At 70.7% G+C, this 17058-nt stretch carries 12 protein-coding genes; all 12 read right to left on the reverse strand.

Annotation, left to right across the window (positions count from 1 at the left end; translation table 11 throughout):
- Window positions 1–2421 (reverse strand): sensor histidine kinase (locus BM085_RS22940; RefSeq protein WP_093889121.1); only part of this gene is annotated, 2421 nt, incomplete at its 3' end.
- A gap of 5 nt (window positions 2422–2426) precedes the next feature.
- Entirely contained in the window at window positions 2427–3299 is an 873-nt protein-coding gene (locus tag BM085_RS22945; protein WP_093888998.1) for a potassium-transporting ATPase subunit C, read from the reverse strand.
- Window positions 3300–5432, reverse strand: a complete 2133-nt coding sequence (gene kdpB / locus BM085_RS22950; protein ID WP_093888999.1) for a potassium-transporting ATPase subunit KdpB — start codon at window positions 5430–5432, stop codon at window positions 3300–3302. It lies immediately after the preceding gene.
- Window positions 5432–7093, reverse strand: coding sequence for a potassium-transporting ATPase subunit KdpA (gene kdpA / locus BM085_RS22955; protein ID WP_093889000.1), 1662 nt, complete (start codon window positions 7091–7093; stop codon window positions 5432–5434). Before kdpA ends, kdpB begins: the two co-directional genes overlap by 1 nt.
- Window positions 7093–7182 carry a K(+)-transporting ATPase subunit F gene (gene kdpF, locus BM085_RS43295; RefSeq protein ID WP_037936924.1) on the reverse strand — a complete coding sequence of 30 codons (90 nt, stop codon included), beginning with the start codon at window positions 7180–7182 and terminating at the stop codon, window positions 7093–7095. Before kdpF ends, kdpA begins: the two co-directional genes overlap by 1 nt.
- A 370-nt stretch (window positions 7183–7552) precedes the next feature.
- Window positions 7553–8371, reverse strand: coding sequence for an alpha/beta fold hydrolase (locus BM085_RS22965; RefSeq protein ID WP_093889002.1), 819 nt, complete (start codon window positions 8369–8371; stop codon window positions 7553–7555).
- Window positions 8372–9045: 674 nt separating this feature from the next.
- Window positions 9046–10473, reverse strand: coding sequence for an L-fucose/L-arabinose isomerase family protein (locus BM085_RS22970; protein WP_093889003.1), 1428 nt, complete (start codon window positions 10471–10473; stop codon window positions 9046–9048).
- Window positions 10474–10512: 39 nt separating this feature from the next.
- Window positions 10513–12555 carry a bifunctional aldolase/short-chain dehydrogenase gene (locus BM085_RS22975; RefSeq protein WP_093889004.1) on the reverse strand — a complete coding sequence of 681 codons (2043 nt, stop codon included), beginning with the start codon at window positions 12553–12555 and terminating at the stop codon, window positions 10513–10515.
- Between the two features lie 89 nt (window positions 12556–12644).
- Window positions 12645–13817: an L-rhamnose isomerase gene (gene rhaI, locus BM085_RS22980; RefSeq protein WP_093889005.1), complete on the reverse strand. Its 1173-nt coding sequence runs from the start codon at window positions 13815–13817 to the stop codon at window positions 12645–12647.
- A 62-nt stretch (window positions 13818–13879) separates the two neighbouring features.
- Window positions 13880–14965 carry a rhamnose ABC transporter substrate-binding protein gene (gene rhaS / locus BM085_RS22985; RefSeq protein WP_093889006.1) on the reverse strand — a complete coding sequence of 362 codons (1086 nt, stop codon included), beginning with the start codon at window positions 14963–14965 and terminating at the stop codon, window positions 13880–13882.
- A 12-nt stretch (window positions 14966–14977) separates the two neighbouring features.
- Window positions 14978–16033: an ABC transporter permease gene (locus tag BM085_RS22990; protein WP_093889007.1), complete on the reverse strand. Its 1056-nt coding sequence runs from the start codon at window positions 16031–16033 to the stop codon at window positions 14978–14980.
- On the reverse strand, window positions 16023–17045 hold the full coding sequence (locus BM085_RS22995; protein WP_093889008.1) for an ABC transporter permease: 1023 nt from the start codon (window positions 17043–17045) through the stop codon (window positions 16023–16025). The genes BM085_RS22990 and BM085_RS22995 overlap by 11 nt, the downstream gene beginning before the upstream one ends.
- Between the last annotated feature and the right edge of the window lie 13 nt (window positions 17046–17058).

Here is a 17058-nt window from a genome sequence, read left to right on the forward strand (position 1 = left end):
CGCCAGGCCGAGGCCGACCCCGGTGTGGTTGTCGCGGTCGCCGAGCCGCTGGAAGGGCAGGAAGACGCGGTCGTGCGCCTCGGCGGGGATGCCGGGGCCGCGGTCGACGACGCGGATCTCGACGTGGTCGCCGTGCCGGCTCGCGGTGATGAGGACCTTCTTGCCGGCCGGGCTGTAGCGCACGGCGTTGGACATGACGTTGACCAGGATCCGTTCCAGCAGCGCGGAGTCGGCCACGACCTCGGGGAGGTCCACCGACACCTCGCCCTCGACGCGGTCGCGGAGCGGGCCGAGGTCGTCGATCGAGCGCGGGATGACCTCTTCGAGCGCGACCGGTTGCAGGGTCAGGCCGAGCACGCCGGCCTGCAGGCGGCTCATGTCGAGCAGGTTGGCGACCAGCCGGTCGAGTTTGAGCAGGGATTCGTCGGCGGTGGCCAGCAGTTCCTCGCGGTCCTCGGCGCTCCATTCGATCTCGGTGCCGCGCAGGCTCTCCACGGCGAGTCTGGCCGAGGCCAGCGGGGTGCGCAGGTCGTGGCTGACGGCGGCGAGCAGGGCGGTGCGCATCCTGTCGGTCTCGGCCAGCGGCCCGGCGAGGTCGGCCTCCCGGCGCAGGCGCTCCTGGCGCAGCGCCACGGCCGCCTCGGCGGCGAACGCCTCCAGCACGCGCCGGTCGGAGGCCTCCAGCAGCCTGCCCCGTACCGCGAGCACCAGTCGCTCGTCGATCACCACGTCGGCGTCGGCGGCTGCCGGGCAGGTGCAGGGCGGCCCTCCGGAGGTCGCCGCGATCCGCCACGCCTCGGGGTCCGACTGGTCGTCCGGAGCCGGCTCGCCGATCCGTTCCAGCAGCGTGACCGAGGTCAGGGTGAAGGTCTCGCGCAGCCGCGCCAGCAGGGACGGCAGCGCCGACTCGCCGCGCAGCACGTGGCCGGCCAGGGTGGACAGCACCTCGGCGTCCGCGCCCGCCCGCGCGGCCTCCCTGGTACGGCGGGCCGCCACGTCGACGATGCCGCTCACCGCGGCGGCCACCAGGACGAAGACGACGAGGGCGAAGAGGTTCTCGGGATCGGAGATCGTCAGGGTGTGGACGGGGGTCGTGAAGAAGTAGTTCAGCAGCAGGGAGCCGCCGACCGCCGCGGTGACGGCCGGCCACATGCCCCCGATGAGGGCCACGCCGATGACCATGAGCAGGAAGAACAGGATCTCGCTGGGCAGCGTCAGGGTCTCCCTGAACGGGATGAGCACGCCGGCGAGCGCCGGCAGCCCGGTGACGGCGACGGCCCATCCGGCCAGCCTGCGCGTACGGGTCAGCGCGGCCCGGGACGGTGGAGGACGGCGTCCCTTCTGCGCCTCGCCGTGCGTGATCATGTGGACGTCGATGGAGCCGGACAGCGCGGTCGTCGTGACCCCCACGCCCCGGGAGAGGATCTGGGCGAACCGGCCGCGCCTGGAGGCGCCCAGCACGAGCTGGGTGGCGTTGACCCCCCGGGCGAAGTCGAGCAGCGCCCTCGGGACGTCGTCGCCGACGACCTGGTGGTAGGTGCCGCCCAGGTTCTCCACCAGCGCGCGCTGGCGGGCCAGGCGCGCGGGGTCTCCGCCGGCCAGACCGTCGGCCCTGGTGACGTGGACGGCCAGCAGGTCGGCGCCCTTGGACCTGGCCGCGATGCGGGCGGCCCGCCGGATCAGCGTGTCCCCCTCCGGGCCGCCGGTCAGCGCGACCACGACGCGCTCACGGGCCTCCCAGGTCCCCTCGATGCCGTGCTCGGCGCGGTAGCGGTCGAGCTGCTCGTCGACCTTCCCGGCGACCCAGAGCAGAGCCAGCTCGCGCAGCGCGGTCAGGTTGCCCACCCGGAAGTAGTTGGACAGCGCCGCGTCGACCTTCTCCGGCGCGTACACGTTGCCGTGCGCCAGCCTCCGGCGCAGCGCCTCGGGCGACATGTCGACCAGCTCGACCTGGTCGGCCCGCCGTACCACCTCGTCGGGCACGGTCTCGCGCTGCGGCACCCCGGTGATCTGCCGGACGACGTCGTTGAGCGACTCCAGGTGCTGGATGTTGACGGTGGAGACGACGTCGATGCCGGCGTCGAGGATCTCCTCGACGTCCTGCCAGCGCTTGGCGTTCCTGGAGCCGGGCACGTTGGTGTGCGCCAGCTCGTCGATCAGGGCGATCCGGGGGGCGCGGGCGATGACCGCGTCCACGTCGAGCTCGGTGAAGGCGGTCTCCCGGTGGAGCATGCTCCGGCGGGGGACCACCTCCATGCCGTCGATCAGCTCGGCGGTGCGGGGGCGGTCGTGGGTCTCGACGAGACCCACGACCACGTCCCTGCCGCGTGCCAGCCGCCGGTGCCCCTCGCCGAGCATCGCGAAGGTCTTGCCGACTCCCGGGGCCGCGCCCAGATAGACGCGCAGCCGCCCGCGTGGCACGCCGATCACCCCTTGTCGAGGGCCAGGTTGAGCTGCAGGACGTTCACGCCCGGCTCGCCCATGAAGCCGAGGGAACGGCCGGCGGTGTTCTCCTCGATGAGCCGCCTGACCGTCTCCAGGGGCAGGCCGCGCTCCCTCGCCACCCGAGGCGCCTGCAGTTCGGCGTAGGCGGGTGAGATGTGCGGGTCCAGGCCGGAGCCGCTGGCGGTGACCGCGTCGGCGGGCACCACCGCCCTGGCGTCGCCCCGGACCGGCACGGTACGGCCGGCCGCGTAGTCCTCACCGGGCCTGCCGCACTCCACCTTCACACCCCGGTACTCGGCGACGAACGGGACGGCCGGGCAGGCCTGGTTGACGCTGACCGCCCTGACCGGCGCGCCGACCGCCGGGAAGACCTTCAGCACGGCGCCCACCCCGTCGGGGGTGCAGTACGGCCGGGCGCCGCTGACGCCCTCCAGCTCGCCGACGGCCTTGCTGCGGGCGCAGACCTGGGTGAGCAGGCTCTGCCTGCCACCGTCGGGATCGCCCTCGGCATCCTTGGCGCCCGGGACCGGCAGGACGTCCACGACGTCCTCCGGGCCCAGGTTGCTCGCGGAGGTGGAGAGCATGTCGTAGCCGTCGCCGGCCGCCGACGGGCGGCTCTGGAAGTACTTCCCGACCGGGTTGCCCTCGGCGTCGGTGAACTTCTGGCCGACGAGCGCGCTGCCGACGTCCTTGCCGTCCTTGCGGACGATCGAGCCGTTGGCGTTGCCGTTGAAGACGGCCTGGGCGATCCCGGTGACCAGCAGCGGGTAGGCCGCGCCGAGGATCAGGGTGAGGACGAGCAGCGCGCGGAGCGCGGCGAGGTGCTGGCGGATCCAGCTGGGCAGGCGTTCCATTTATGACATCCCCGGAAGGAACTGGATGAGGAGATCGATGATCTTGATCCCGACGAACGGGACGACGATGCCGCCCAGGCCGTAGAGGTAGAGGTTGCGGCTGAGCAGTTTCGAGGCGCTGGAGGGGCGGTAGCGGACGCCGCGCAGGGCCAGCGGGATCAGCGCCACGATGACGATCGCATTGAAGATCACCGCGGCCAGGATCGCCGACTGCGGGCTGGTCAGGCGCATGATGTTCAGCGCGTCCAGCCCCGGGTACACCGCGGCGAACATCGCGGGGATGATCGCGAAGTACTTGGCGATGTCGTTGGCGATGGAGAAGGTCGTCAGCGCGCCGCGCGTGATGAGCAGCTGCTTGCCGATCTCGACGATCTCGATGAGCTTGGTCGGGTTGGAGTCGAGGTCGACCATGTTGCCGGCCTCCTTCGCCGCCGACGTGCCGGTGTTCATCGCCACGCCGACGTCGGCCTGCGCGAGCGCCGGCGCGTCGTTGGTGCCGTCGCCGGTCATCGCGACCAGTCGGCCGCCCTCCTGCTCCCTCTTGATCAGGGCGAGCTTGTCCTCGGGGGTGGCCTCGGCGAGGAAGTCGTCGACCCCGGCCTCGTCGGCGATGGCCCTGGCGGTCAGCGGGTTGTCACCGGTGATCATGACGGTGCGGATGCCCATCCGGCGCATCTCGTCGAACCGCTCGCGCATGCCCTGCTTGACGACGTCCTTGAGGTGGATGACGCCCAGCACGCGCGCCTTGCCGTCGACGACCTGGCCGACCACCAACGGGGTGCCGCCGGAGCCGGAGATGGCGTCCACGATGGCGCCGACCTCGTCGGTGGGGTGCCCGCCGTTCTCACGGACCCACTTCATGACCGCGGTCGCCGCGCCCTTGCGGACCTGGCGGCTGTCCACGTTCACCCCCGACATCCGGGTCTGCGCGGTGAACTGCACCCACTCGGCGTGGGCCAGTTCGCCCGCCTCCCGCTCGCGCAGGCCGTACGCCTGCTTGGCGTAGACCACGATCGAGCGGCCCTCGGGGGTCTCGTCGGCGAGGCTGGCGAGCTGGGCGGCGGTGGCGAGCTCGTCGGCGGAGACGCCCGGCGCCGGGACGAACTCCGAGGCCTGCCGGTTGCCCAGGGTGATGGTGCCGGTCTTGTCCAGCAGCAGGGTGCTGACGTCGCCGGCGGCCTCGACCGCCCGGCCGCTCATCGCCAGCACGTTGCGCTGGACCAGGCGGTCCATGCCCGCGATGCCGATCGCGCTCAGCAGCGCGCCGATCGTGGTCGGGATGAGGCAGACCAGCAGCGAGACCAGCACGATGCCCGTGACGCCGTCGCCGGTCAGGGCGAGCGAGTCGGGGATGCCGGGGTTGTCGGCCTTGGAGTAGATGGCCAGCGGCTGCATGGTGACGGTGGCGACCAGGAAGATGATCGTCAGGGCGGCCAGGAGGATGTTGAGCGCGATCTCATTGGGCGTCTTCTGCCGGTTCGCACCTTCGACGAGGGCGATCATCCGGTCGATGAAGCTCTCGCCCGGCTTCTGGGTGATCTGGACGATGATCCGGTCGGAGAGCACCTTGGTGCCGCCGGTCACCGCCGAACGGTCGCCGCCGGACTCGCGGATCACCGGCGCGGACTCGCCGGTGATGGCCGACTCGTCGACGCTGGCGATGCCCTCGACCACGTCGCCGTCACCGGGGATGATCTCCCCGGCCTCGACGACCACGAAGTCGCCCTGCCTCAGCTCGGACGCGCCGACGTCGTCCCACCGGTCCGGGTCTCTCCGGTCGGTGAGCCTGCGGGCGGTGGTGTCGCGCTTGGCGGCGCGCAGGGTGGCGGCCTGTGCCTTGCCCCGGCCCTCGGCCACCGCCTCGGCCAGGTTGGCGAAGATCACCGTGAGCCAGAGCCACACGACGATCGCCCAGGCGAAGAACGACGGGTCGGCGACCGCGAGCGCGGTGGAGAACACCGCGCCGATCTCGACGATCAGCATGACCGGGTTGCGCCACATGTGCACGGGGTTCAGCTTGACGAGGGCGGCGGGCAGTGACCTGACGAGCTGGGCCGGGTCGAGCAGCCCGCCGCCGACCTTCTTCCGCGGAGCGGGGGTACGGCCCGGCGCTTCGATCACGGGGGTGGACATCAGTGGATTCCTTCTGCGAGGGGTCCGAGCGCCAGAGCCGGGAGGAAGGTCAGGGCGACGAGGACGATCGTCACGCCGACGACCATGCCGACGAACTGCGGCCGGTGCGTGGGCAGCGTGCCCGCCGACTCCGGGACCGGCGCCTGCCTGGCCAGCGATCCGGCCAGGGCCAGCACGAAGATGATCGGCAGGAAGCGGCCGGACGCCATGCACAGGCCGAGCGCGGTGTCGTACCACGGGGTGTTGACGGTGAGGCCGCCGAAGGCGGAGCCGTTGTTGTTGGAGGCGCTGGTGAAGGCGTACAGGACCTCCGACAGGCCGTGCGGCCCCCCGTTGAGCATGCTCGCCCGCTGCTCCGCCGAGCCCATGGCCAGAGCCGTGCCGATCAATACCAGGACCGGTGTGACCAGGAAGTACATCGACGCGAGCTTGATCTCACGGGCGCCGATCTTCTTGCCGAGATACTCCGGGGTCCGGCCGACCATGAGCCCGGCCACGAAGACCGTGATCACCGCCAGCACGAGCATGCCGTACAGGCCCGCGCCCACCCCGCCCGGCGCGACCTCGCCCAGCATCATGTTGAACATCGTCATCATGCCGCCGAGCGGGGTGTAGGAGTCGTGGAAGGAGTTGACCGCGCCGGTCGAGGTGAGCGTGGTCGCCGCGGCGAAGGTGGCGGAGTTCGACACGCCGAACCGCACCTCCTTGCCCTCCATCGCCGCGCCGACGGCCTGCGGGACGGTGGCGCCGCCGGACAGCTCGAACACGTTGGTCAGCGCGACGCCGGCGAGGGCGAGGGTGGCCATCACGGCGACGATCGCGTAGCCCTGCCTGACCTGGCCGACCATCCTGCCGAAGGTGCGCGGCATCGAGAACGGGATGAGCAGGATCAGGAAGATCTCGAACCAGTCCGTCCAGCGCGTCGCGTTCTCGAACGGGTGGGCCGCGTTGGCGTTGTAGAAGCCGCCGCCGTTGGTGCCGAGCTCCTTGATGACCTCCTGGCTGGCCACCGGGCCGCCGGTGATCGCCTGCTGACCGCCCGTCAGGGTCGTCACGGTGTGCGGCTCGGCGAAGTTCTGGACCAGCCCTCCGGCCACCAGCACGATCGCGCCGACGAACGCGATGGGCAGCAGGACGCGGAGCGTGCCGCGGACCAGGTCCACCCAGAAGTTGCCGAGGTTCTCGGTCCGGTTCCTGGCGAACCCGCGCACCAGCGCGACCGCCACGGCCATGCCGACCGAGGCCGAGACGAAGTTCTGCACGGCCAGACCGGCCATCTGCGCCAGGTGGCCCATCGTGGACTCGCCCGAGTAGGCCTGCCAGTTGGTGTTGGTCACGAAGCTGATCGCGGTGTTCCAGGCGACGTGGTCGGTGACCGGGGCCATTCCCAGGGAGAGGAACAGCTTGTCCTGCAGGCGCTGCAGGCCGTACAGGAAGAGGACCGAGACCAGTGAGAACGCCAGCACGCCGCGGGCGTAGACGCTCCATTTCTGCTCGGCGTCCGGCCGGACGCCGATGGCCCGGTAGATCACCCGCTCGACGGCGTTGTGCTTGGTGCCGGTGTAGACGCGGTACATGTAGTCGCCCAGCGGCCGGTGCGTCAGGGCCAGCGCGAGGACGAGGGATCCGATGAACAGGATCCCGGCGAGGGTGGGGCTCATCAGAAGCGCTCCGGGAAGAGCAGGGCCGCGATCATGAAGATCACCAGGCCGACGGCCACCACCAGACCAGTGGCGTTGACAGCGCTCACAGGCGCTCCACCGCCTTGACGACGAGCCCGAAGATCGCGAAAACCGCGATCGTCAGGGCGACGAAGATGACGTCTGCCATCCCCACTCCTCAAATCCGGAAATGTTCTTGCACCGCCAGACAGGCGGCACATAAGCAGCAAATCGCGGATTTATCGCTGTATAGAGCTTCTTGACGGGTTCCATACGCCGGCTCGGCAAGCTTTGACGCCATCACTACGCGCGGGCCGGGACCGCCACGTCACGGCGGCCTCACAGCGGCCTCACAACAGCCTCACGACGGCCCGGGACCACATGCCGATCCGGCCGAGGACCCCGTCGCGACGGGGTGCTCGGCCGGATGCCGCATCGGACTCCGTGACACTCCTCTCATCAAACTTTGAAGTACTCCACCAGGACGGGGGCGAGGGCTTTCATGGACACGTTGTGGTTCTGTCCCTCCAGGGATCGGTGCCGTGCGGTGGGCACGGCGTTCGCGACTTCCTGTGCCGCCTGCCGCAGCACCGCGGAACTCCTCTCACCGGCGATCACGAGCGTGGGCACCGTGACCAACGACATCTGTCCGGCGGGCAACGAGTAGTCCCCCATCACCGCTGCGTCGTACGGCAGCGTGTGGGCCACCGCCTTGAACCTCGACCACATGGGGAGGAGCGGCAGGCCCACCGCGAGCACGGCGGGGACGCCTGCGACCTTCCTCATGTGGTACTTGGCCGCCGCGCTCCGCCGGCCCGCCGCCACGAGCCGGGTGAGCTGCGCCCGGTGGTCGGCCGGCGGCCGGCGGTCGCTGTCGCCCACCACGAACGGCGGCTCGTACAGCGCCAGCCTGTTGATGGCCAGGCCGCGCGCGGCCGCCCTGAGAGCGAGGACCGCCCCGGAGGACAGTCCCCACACCGACGCCGACCCGCCGGCATGCCTGATCAGGGCGTCGAGGTCGTCGACCTCCCGTTCGACCGCGTAGGGCGTCGTGTCCCCGCTGTCACCCCGGCCTCGGCGGTCGTAGTTGATGACGGTGAAATGCGGGGAGAGCAGCTCGGCCAGCTCCACCAGCCCCGGGAACGCGCGGTAGCTGAACGCTCCGCCCACCAGGATGAGCGGTGGCCCCTGCCCCACCCGGTCGTAGGCGATGGCGACGCCGTCGCTCGAAAGTATCTTGCTGACGGCCATGCCCTTGCTGGATGTCACTTCGGTCATAGATTCTCCTTTTCCGCGATTCCCCCGACGCCTTGCCGGGTTCTCCCGGGCCGTTCTCCGGGAAGAGCGCTCTCCCCGCCCCCCTTCCGCCCGTATATTCACCGGCGAATTCGATGCGGTCCAGCGGATATTCACGCCGCCCGCCCCTCCGGGATGTGATCGCCCGTTCCCAGGCTGCTCTGTCGGCCTTGACGGTGGATTCCATCATTTCTCAACCCCTTTTTCTCGGACCGTGCATTTTTCCTCGCACAGACAACTCTGCGCGCTCCACGGCCCTGGGACCAGGGATGTCAAAGGCAGCATGCTGCCCACCGGTGACCGCTTCCTGCCATGTCCGGTCCGGTGGAGGAGAATCGACCTCAATTCGTGCGGAGGTATCAGCCGCACCGCCCGGCCCCACCGCGCAAAGGCCACCGCGCAAAGGCCCACCGCGCAAAGGCCACCGCGCAAAGGCCACCGCGTAAGGACCCGCCGCGTAAAAGGCCAACCGCGCGAAGACCCTCCAGGCAAAGGCCCGCCACGTAAAAGGCCCACCGGCGCGGGCGGCGCGCCGGTGGGCCCTGTGGTCCGGGGACTCCTCCTGGGAGCCCCGCCTTACTGCTTCACCTCGATGCTTACTGCTTCACCCAGGTGCTTACGACTTCACCTCGATGCTTACTGCTTCATCCCGATGCTCACGGCTGCACCTCGATGAGGTCGACTCCGAGGAGATCGGCCACGGCGCGCAGCTCGGCGGCACGGTGGCCGGTGCCCAGCGCCCAGTGGTGGGAGATGCCGGTGGCGCTCCAGGCGTCGGTCCACTCCCCGGGGTCGCAGCCGAAGTCGACCCGGGAGGTGGTGTTGCCGATCCGCAGCAGCGGCCCGTCGACGACCTCGCCCTCGGAGACGACGAGGCCGAACCGGCCGTCCGGCCGGTGCAGCAGGCCGAACGCGGTGACGGGGCCGTGCGTGACGTCGAACTCCACCGACACGCCCCAGCCGCGCTTGCCGTGGTAGACGCCCAGCCCGCGCAGCAACGGCCGCTTGGAGCTGATGGCCAGGTGGGCGGGCCCGTCGTGGCCCATCTCGACGTGTCCGCGAGCGAAGTCGAGCGCCTGGAGCTCGGTGAACGAGCCGCCCCCGCCGAGGCGGTCCATGATGAGCATGGCCAGCGAGGTGCGCAGCTCGTACTCCCCGGCCGACGGGACGCCACGGGCGGTGAGCAGCGACGCGCCGAGGATCATCCCGGCGCCGAGCCGCTCGTGGATCTCGCCGTCCAGGCCCCGGTGGTAGTAGGCCAGGCTGTCGAGGGAGAAGTCCTCGACGAGCCGGTCCAGGCCGACCGACACCCGGGCGGCCCAGGAGAAGTCGTCGTCGTTGACCGTGTCGGCCAGCTCGAAGACGTCCCGGGCCAGGTCCATGCGTTCGGTGACCTCGGCGTCGGTGACCTTCTCCACCCGCACCCGCAGGTCGTCGAACTCCAGCACCTCGACGTGGCCGCCGAGGTTCGCCGGGACCAGGGTGAGGTCGGTGGCCACGTCGAGCATGCCCGGGTAGAGGTGGCCCATCAGGCCGTGCCGCCCGCGCCGGAGCGCGGCCCGCACCCCGGCGGCCTTGACCCACCGCCCGATCTTCGCCCAGGCCCGCTCGTCCTCCAGGTAGCCGGAGACCGAGCGGAACGGGATGCCGCAGCGGATGAAGGTGTTGGCCATCTCCGGCAGCGGGCAGGCCCCGCAGTAGGCCAGCCACTGACCGGTGTCGAAGGTGGCGTGGTCCATCGACTCGGTCGGCTGCAGGTTGATCAGCAGCACCGGCGCACCGCTGCGCTGCGCGACCGGGAGCAGCATGGTGGCGGTCATGTAGGTGGTGAGGAAGCCGACGATGATGTCGCAGCCGGCCGCGCGGAGCTTCTCGGCCGCGACGGCGCCCTCCTGGGCGTCGGAGATGAAGCCGACGTCCACCACCTCGCAGCCGAGGGCCCGCATCCGCTCCGAGACGCGCTCGGAGGAATGCTTGAGCTGCGGCAGCAGGTCGGGGAACTGCGGCCAGTAGGCTCCGAGGCCTCCGGCGACGAGCCCCACCTTGGTACGGGGAGCGGTGATCCTGGACAGCTCGGCACGCATGACGTTCTCCTCTAGCCGGGTTACCGGGGAATCTCGGGGTTACCGCAGGAAGGCCGCGGCGACACCGGCGTCGACGGGGATGTGCAGGCCGGTGGTGAGCGACAGCTCCCCGCCGGTGAGGGCGAAGACGGCCGCGGCGATGTGCTCGGGCAGCACCTCGCGCTTGAGCAGGGTCCGCTGGGCGTAGAACTCGCCGAGCTTGTCCTCCGGCACGCCGTAGACCGCCGCCCGGTTGGCGCCCCAGCCGGAGGCGAAGATCCCGGATCCGCGCACGACGCCGTCCGGGTTGACGCCGTTGACCCGGATGCCGTAGCCGCCCAGCTCGGCGGCGAGCAGCCGGACCTGGTGGGCCTGGTCGGCCTTGGCGGCGCCGTACGCGACGTTGTTGGGTCCGGCGAAGACCGCGTTCTTGGAGGAGATGTAGACGATGTCCCCGCCCATGCCCTGGTCGATCATCACGCGGGCGCTCTCCCTGGAGACCAGAAACGAGCCGCGGGCCATCACGTCGTGCTGCAGGTCCCAGTCGGCGACGCTGGTCTCCAGCAGGGACCGCGACAGCGACAGCCCGGCGTTGTTGACGATCAGGTCGACCCCGCCGAAGGCCAGCACCGCCTGCCGGAGGGCCGCGACGACCTGCTCCTCGTCGGTGACGTCCACCTGTACGGCCGTCGCGACGTCCTCGGGCCGGTAGGCCTTGGCGCCGAGCTCGGCGGCGATTTTCTCGGCGGCGGCGAGGTCGCGGTCGGCGACGACCACGCAGGCCCCCTCGGCCGCCAGCCGCCGGGCGGTGGCGGCGCCGATGCCCGACCCACCGCCGGTGACCAGCGCGACCCGGGTGGCCAGCGGCTTCGGCGCGGGCATCCGGCGGAGTTTGGCCTCCTCCAGCTCCCAGTACTCGATGCGGAACTTCTCCGACTCCTCGATCGGCGCGTAGGACGACACCGCCTCGGCGCCGCGCATGACGTTGATCGCGTTGACGTAGAACTCGCCCGCCACCCGCGCGGTCTGCTTGTCCTTGCCGAAGGAGAACATGCCCACGCCGGGGACCAGCACGATCGCCGGGTCCGCGCCGCGCATCGGCGGCGAGTCCGCCGTGGCGTGGCGCCGGTAGTAGGCCGCGTAGTCCTCCCGGTAGGCGGCGTGCAGCTCGCGCAGCCGTACGGCCACCTCTTCGAGGGGCGCGTCGCCGGGCAGGTCGAGCACGAGCGGGGCGATCTTGGTGCGCAGGAAGTGGTCGGGGCAGGAGGTGCCGAGCGCGGCCAGCTCGGGGTGGCGCTCGCGGGACAGGAAGTCCAGGACCTCGGGGGTGGCGGTGTAGTGGCCGACCTGCGGCAGGTCCGTGCTCGCCAGGCCCCTGACGAGGGGGAACAGCGCCGCGGCCCGCTCCCGCCGGGCGGCTTCCGCCAGCGGCTCGCCGATGACCGGGCCGAACGGCTCGGGCCTGCCGTGCTCGGCGAGGTAGGCCTCGGCGGTGCGGATGATGTCCAGCGAGTTGGCCTCACATTCGGCGGAGGTCTCGCCCCAGGCGGTGATGCCGTGGCCGCCGAGGACGCAGCCGATGGCCTGCGGGTTGGCGTCCTTGATCGCGGCGATGTCCAGGCCGAGCTGGAAGCCGGGGCGGCGCCAGGGCACCCAGACCACCCGGTCGCCGAAGATCCGCGTCGTCAGCTCCCGGCCGTCGGCGGCGGTGGCGATCGCGATGCCGGCGTCCGGGTGCAGGTGGTCCACGTGCGCGGCCTCGACGAGGCCGTGCATGGCGGTGTCGATCGACGGCGCCGCGCCGCCCCTGCCGAAGGCGCAGTAGTCGAACGCGGCGACCATCTCGTCCTCGCGCTCCACTCCCGGATACACCTCGGTGAGCGCCCGCAGCCGGTCCAGCCGCAGTACGGCCAGGCCGCCCTCGGTCAGCGTGCCGAGGTCGCCGCCGGAACCCTTGACCCACATCAGGTCCACGTCGGATCCGGTCACCGGATCGACGGCGACGCCCTTGGCCGACGTGTTGCCGCCCGCGAAGTTGGTGTTGCGCGGATCGGAGCCGAGCGCGTGCGACCGCTGCAGCAGCATCTCAACCGGCGAAGTCATGAAATATCCCCCAACGTATGAACAGTGATCTCACGGTGTGCCCTTCCACGTCTCTACCGCGGGCACACCGCCGGGACGGGACGCGGACCTCAGGCGCCCCAGCCCGCCTGGGTGCCGCCGACCCGCTCGGCGGCGATCTTCTCGAAGTACCCGGAACGGGCGTAGGCGGCCATCGGGTCGGGATCGAGGCCCATCTCCTGGCGCAGCTCGGCCAGGAGCGGCCGGACGTCGGTGTTGTAGGCGTCCATCAGCACGGCGTTGGCGGCCAGCACGTCGCCCTCGGCCTGGGCCGCCGCCAGCGCGTCCCCGTCGACCCGCAGCGCCTTGGCCGTGGCCTCCTGGATGTTCATCACCGAACGGATCTGGCCGGGGATCTTCGGCTCGATGTTGTGGCACTGGTCGAGCATGAACGCCACCCCCTGCTCCGGCCCGCCGTGCCGTCCGGAGAGGGCGCCGCCGCGGATCACCTCGTACATGATCCGGAAGAGCTGGAACGGGTCGGCCGCGCCCACCATCAGGTCGTCGTCGGCGTAGAAGCGGGAGTTGAAATCGAACCCGCCCAGCTTGCCCTCCCGGAGCAGGAACGCCACGATGAACTCGATGTTGGTGCCCGGCGCGTGGTGCCCGGTGTCCACCACCACCTGCGCCTTGTCGCCCAGCCGCAGGCAGTGCGCGTAGGCGGTGCCCCAGTCGGGCACGTCGGTCACGTAGAAGGCGGGCTCGAACAGCTTGTACTCCAGCAGGAACCGCTGTCCCTCGCCCAGCCGTCCGTAGACGGCCGACAGCGCCTCGGCCAGCCGGTCCTGCCGGGCGCGGATGTCGTCCTGGCCGGGATAGTTGGTGCCGTCGGAGAACCACAGCTTCAGCGTGTCGGACCCGGTGGCGTCCATGACGTCCACGCACGCCAGCAGGTGGTCCAGGGCCTTGCGCCGCACCGCCGGGTCGGGGTTGGTGACGCTGCCCAGCCGGTAGTCGTCGTCCTGGAAGACGTTGGAGTTGATCGCGCCGATCCGCACGCCCACCTCGGACGCGTGCCGGGCCAGGTCGGCGTAGTCGTCGACCCTGTCCCACGGGATGTGCAGCGCCACCGTCGGCGCGACCCCGGTGAAGGCGTGCACCTGGGCCGCGTCGGCCAGCTTCTCGTAGGGGTCCTGCGGCACGCCCCGCTGGGCGAACACCTTGAACCGGGTGCCGCTGTTGCCGTACGCCCACGACGGGGTCTCGATGGCCTGCGCCCGCAGCGTGGCCCTGATGTCGCTCAAGAAAGGCTCCTCGCCGGGTACGGCGTGCGCCACCAGGGCGCACGCCGTACCCACGTCTTCCGTCAGAAGTCGAACTCGTCGATGTTGTCGGCCTTGAAGACGAACGGCGCGCCGAGGATGACCTCGCCGTCCTTGCCGATCGTGTACTCGCCGAGCTTTCCGGCCGTGAACTTCTCGCCCTCGGCGCCGGTGATCTGTCCCGAGGCGAGCGCCGCGGCGGAGTAGCTGGCCAGGTAGCCCAGGTCCTTGGGGTTCCACAGGGCGAACTGCTGCACGGTGCCGTCCTTGACGAACTCGCGCATCTGGTTCGGGGTGCCGAGACCGGTCAGGGTGATCTTGCCCTTGTACTTGGAGCCGGAGATGTAGCGGGCGGCGGCGGAGATGCCGACCGTGGTCGGGGAGATGATCCCCTTGAGGTCGGGGTAGGCCTGGAGCAGGCCCTGGGTCTCCTGGAAGGACTTCTGGTCGTCGTCGTCGCCGTAGGCGACCTTGACCAGCTTCATGTCCTTGTACTCGGGCTTGGTGAGCTCGTCCTTCATGAAGTCGATCCAGGCGTTCTGGTTGGTCGCGTTGGCCGTCGCCGACAGGATCGCGATCTCACCCTTGCTGTCGATCATGTCGGCCAGCATCTTGACCTGGCTGCGCCCGATCTCCTCGGAGTCGGCCTGGTTGATGAACAGGTTCCGGCAGTCCTTGGCGGCGTCGGAGTCGTAAGCGACGATCTTGATGCCCTTGGACATGGCCTGCTTGAGCGGGCCGCAGACGGCGTTGGCGTCGTTGGCCGCGATCAGGATGGCGTCCTGCCGCTGCTGGATCAGGGTGTTGATGTAGGAGACCTGCGAGGAGGCGGAGGCGTCGGACGGGCCGACCTCCTTGGCCTCACCCTTGTACTCCTTGGCCGCCTCGATGCCCGCCTTGTCGACGATCGTCTCGTACGGGTTGTTGATCTGCTTGGGCAGGAAGGCGATCTTCAGGCCCTCCTTGATCGGCGCGTTCGGGTCGGCCGAGGCGGGCGCGGCGGCCGAGGCCTTCGGGTCGGCGCCCTGCTGGGCGGAGTCCTTGGTGGTGCCCCCGCAGGCCGTGAGCCCGAGCGAGACCAGACCGACCAGGGCCGCCGTCGAGGCGAGCCTCCGTGGAAAAATGAACATCGATGTTCTCCCTCAGGATTCGGGGGGCGGGGGCGACGAGGCGGGTGCCGGGATCCGGCGCCGCCCCACCGCGGCGACGAGCCTCGGAGTGATCACGGAGATGATCAGCAGCAGACCGGTGACGATGGACTGGATCTCGGTCGACACGTCGTTGAGCATGAGCAGGTTGCGGAGCAGCCCGATCAGCAGCACGCCGGCGATGACCCCGCCGAGGGTGCCCCGGCCCCCGTCGAAGTCGACGCCGCCGAGCAGGACGGCCGCGATGACGGCCAGCTCCAGCCCGACGCCGTTGTCGGCGCGGGCGCTGCCGTACCGCAGGGTGTAGACGACTCCGGCGAAGGCGGCGATGGCACCGGACAGCACGAACAGGGTGAGCTTGATCCGCTTGACCCGGATGCCGGCGAACTGCGCCGCCTCCTCCTGGGCGCCGATCGCGAACAGCGAGCGGCCGAAGCCGGTGGCGTGCAGCACCACGCCGGTGACCGCCGCCAGCAGGATGAAGAGCATGACCGGGTACGGGACGGGAGTGCCCGGCACGTCGTTCACGGCGAGGTCGACGTACTGCTGGGGAAACTCGGCGATCGCCCTGTCTCCCAGCACGACGTAGGCCAGGCCCCGGTAGAGGGCCAGCGTGCCGATCGTCACCGCCAGCGAGGGCAGCCCCAGCCGGGTCACCAGCAGCCCGTTGACCAGGCCGCACCCGGCGCCGACCACGATCACCAGCGGGATGATGGACTCGATCGCCCAGCCCGCGTCCCAGAGGCTGCCGACCAGCGCGCTGGACAGGCCGAGCACCGAGGCCACCGACAGGTCCACCTCGGCGGCGACCACCAGCATGGTCATCGCCAGCGCGATCAACGCGATCTCGCCGAGGTCGCCGAGGGCGAAGGACAGGTTGTCGATGCTCGCGAAGCCGGGCGACCCGGCCGAGCCGCCGGCGAAGACGAGCACCAGCAGCATGCCCACCAGCACGTCCCAGCGGAGGAACCGGCCGAGCGAGCCGCGCCCTGTCCCGGCCGGGACGCTCACGCCCTCCGCGGGCTTCGCGGCCGTCACGTCAGGAGCCATGTCGGGCGTTCCTCCTCCGCAGTACCCGCGCGACCCGCAGGGCGAGCAGCCGGTCCACGCTGATCGCCAGGAGCAGCAGCGCGCCGGTGATGGCCTGCTGCCAGAACGGGTTGACCTTGAGCACGACCAGCGCGCTGGTGATCGTGGTGAGCAGCAGCGCGCCGAGTGCCGCGCCGTACACGGTGCCGACACCGCCGGTGATCGCCACGCCACCGACCACGACCGCGCTGACCACCTGGAGCTCCCAGCCGTTGGCGGCGTCGGCGACCACGGTGCCGAACCGGGACAGCCAGAGCACCCCGGCCAGACCGGCGAGGGCGCCGCTGAACAGGTAGGCCCCCATCACGCGGCGCCGCACCGGGATGCCCGCCAGGCCCGCGGCCTCCGGGCTGGAGCCGATCGCGTAGAAGTCCCGGCCCGAGGCGTAGGAGCGCAGGTAGTAGCCGACGGCCAGCATCACCACGACGGCGATCACCGGCAGGTACGGGACGCCGAGCACCGTGCCGTTGCCCAGCGCCAGCAGCGCCGGGGGCAGGTCGACGGCGTTGATCTGCCGGCCGTGCGCGATGAGGTGGTCGAGCCCCTGGATCACGTACAGCGTGCCGAGGGTCACCACCAGGGCCGGAACCCGGCCGAAGCTGACCAGAAGACCGTTGACCAGGCCGCAGAGCGCGCCGATCGCGACACCCAGCACGACCGCGAAGACGACGCCCCGACCGTGGTCGGCGGCCAGGAAGTCACCGGTGGTGAAGGCCACCAGGCCGACGACCGAACCGGCGGACAGGTCGATGTTGCGGGTGATGACCACGACGGACTGGCCGACGGCCAGCAGCACCAGGATGGAGGCGTTGAGGAAGATGTCCTTCATGCCCTGGCCGGACAGGAAGTTGCCGTTGACGCCCGCGGTCACCGCGACCAGGACGGCCAGCGCGGCCACGATGCTCAGCTCGCGGGCCCGGAAGACCAGGTCCACCACGCCCCGGCTGCTCCGCCCGGCGGTGACGGCGCTCACGCGCTCTCCTCCG

Source organism: Streptosporangium canum (assembly GCF_900113865.1).
Classification (GTDB): Bacteria; Actinomycetota; Actinomycetes; order Streptosporangiales; family Streptosporangiaceae; genus Streptosporangium; species Streptosporangium canum.

What these genes read in the sequence shown, in the direction of transcription:
- kdpB (WP_093888999.1), bottom strand. Translation starts at nt 5,432, where the DNA reads ATGTCCACCCCCGTGATCGAAGCGCCGGGCCGTACCCCCGCTCCGCGG.
- kdpA (WP_093889000.1), bottom strand. Translation starts at nt 7,093, where the DNA reads ATGAGCCCCACCCTCGCCGGGATCCTGTTCATCGGATCCCTCGTCCTC.
- BM085_RS22990 (WP_093889007.1), bottom strand. Translation starts at nt 16,033, where the DNA reads ATGGCTCCTGACGTGACGGCCGCGAAGCCCGCGGAGGGCGTGAGCGTC.
- rhaS (WP_093889006.1), bottom strand. Translation starts at nt 14,965, where the DNA reads ATGTTCATTTTTCCACGGAGGCTCGCCTCGACGGCGGCCCTGGTCGGT.
- BM085_RS22970 (WP_093889003.1), bottom strand. Translation starts at nt 10,473, where the DNA reads ATGCGTGCCGAGCTGTCCAGGATCACCGCTCCCCGTACCAAGGTGGGG.
- BM085_RS22965 (WP_093889002.1), bottom strand. Translation starts at nt 8,371, where the DNA reads ATGACCGAAGTGACATCCAGCAAGGGCATGGCCGTCAGCAAGATACTT.
- BM085_RS22975 (WP_093889004.1), bottom strand. Translation starts at nt 12,555, where the DNA reads ATGACTTCGCCGGTTGAGATGCTGCTGCAGCGGTCGCACGCGCTCGGC.
- BM085_RS22945 (WP_093888998.1), bottom strand. Translation starts at nt 3,299, where the DNA reads ATGGAACGCCTGCCCAGCTGGATCCGCCAGCACCTCGCCGCGCTCCGC.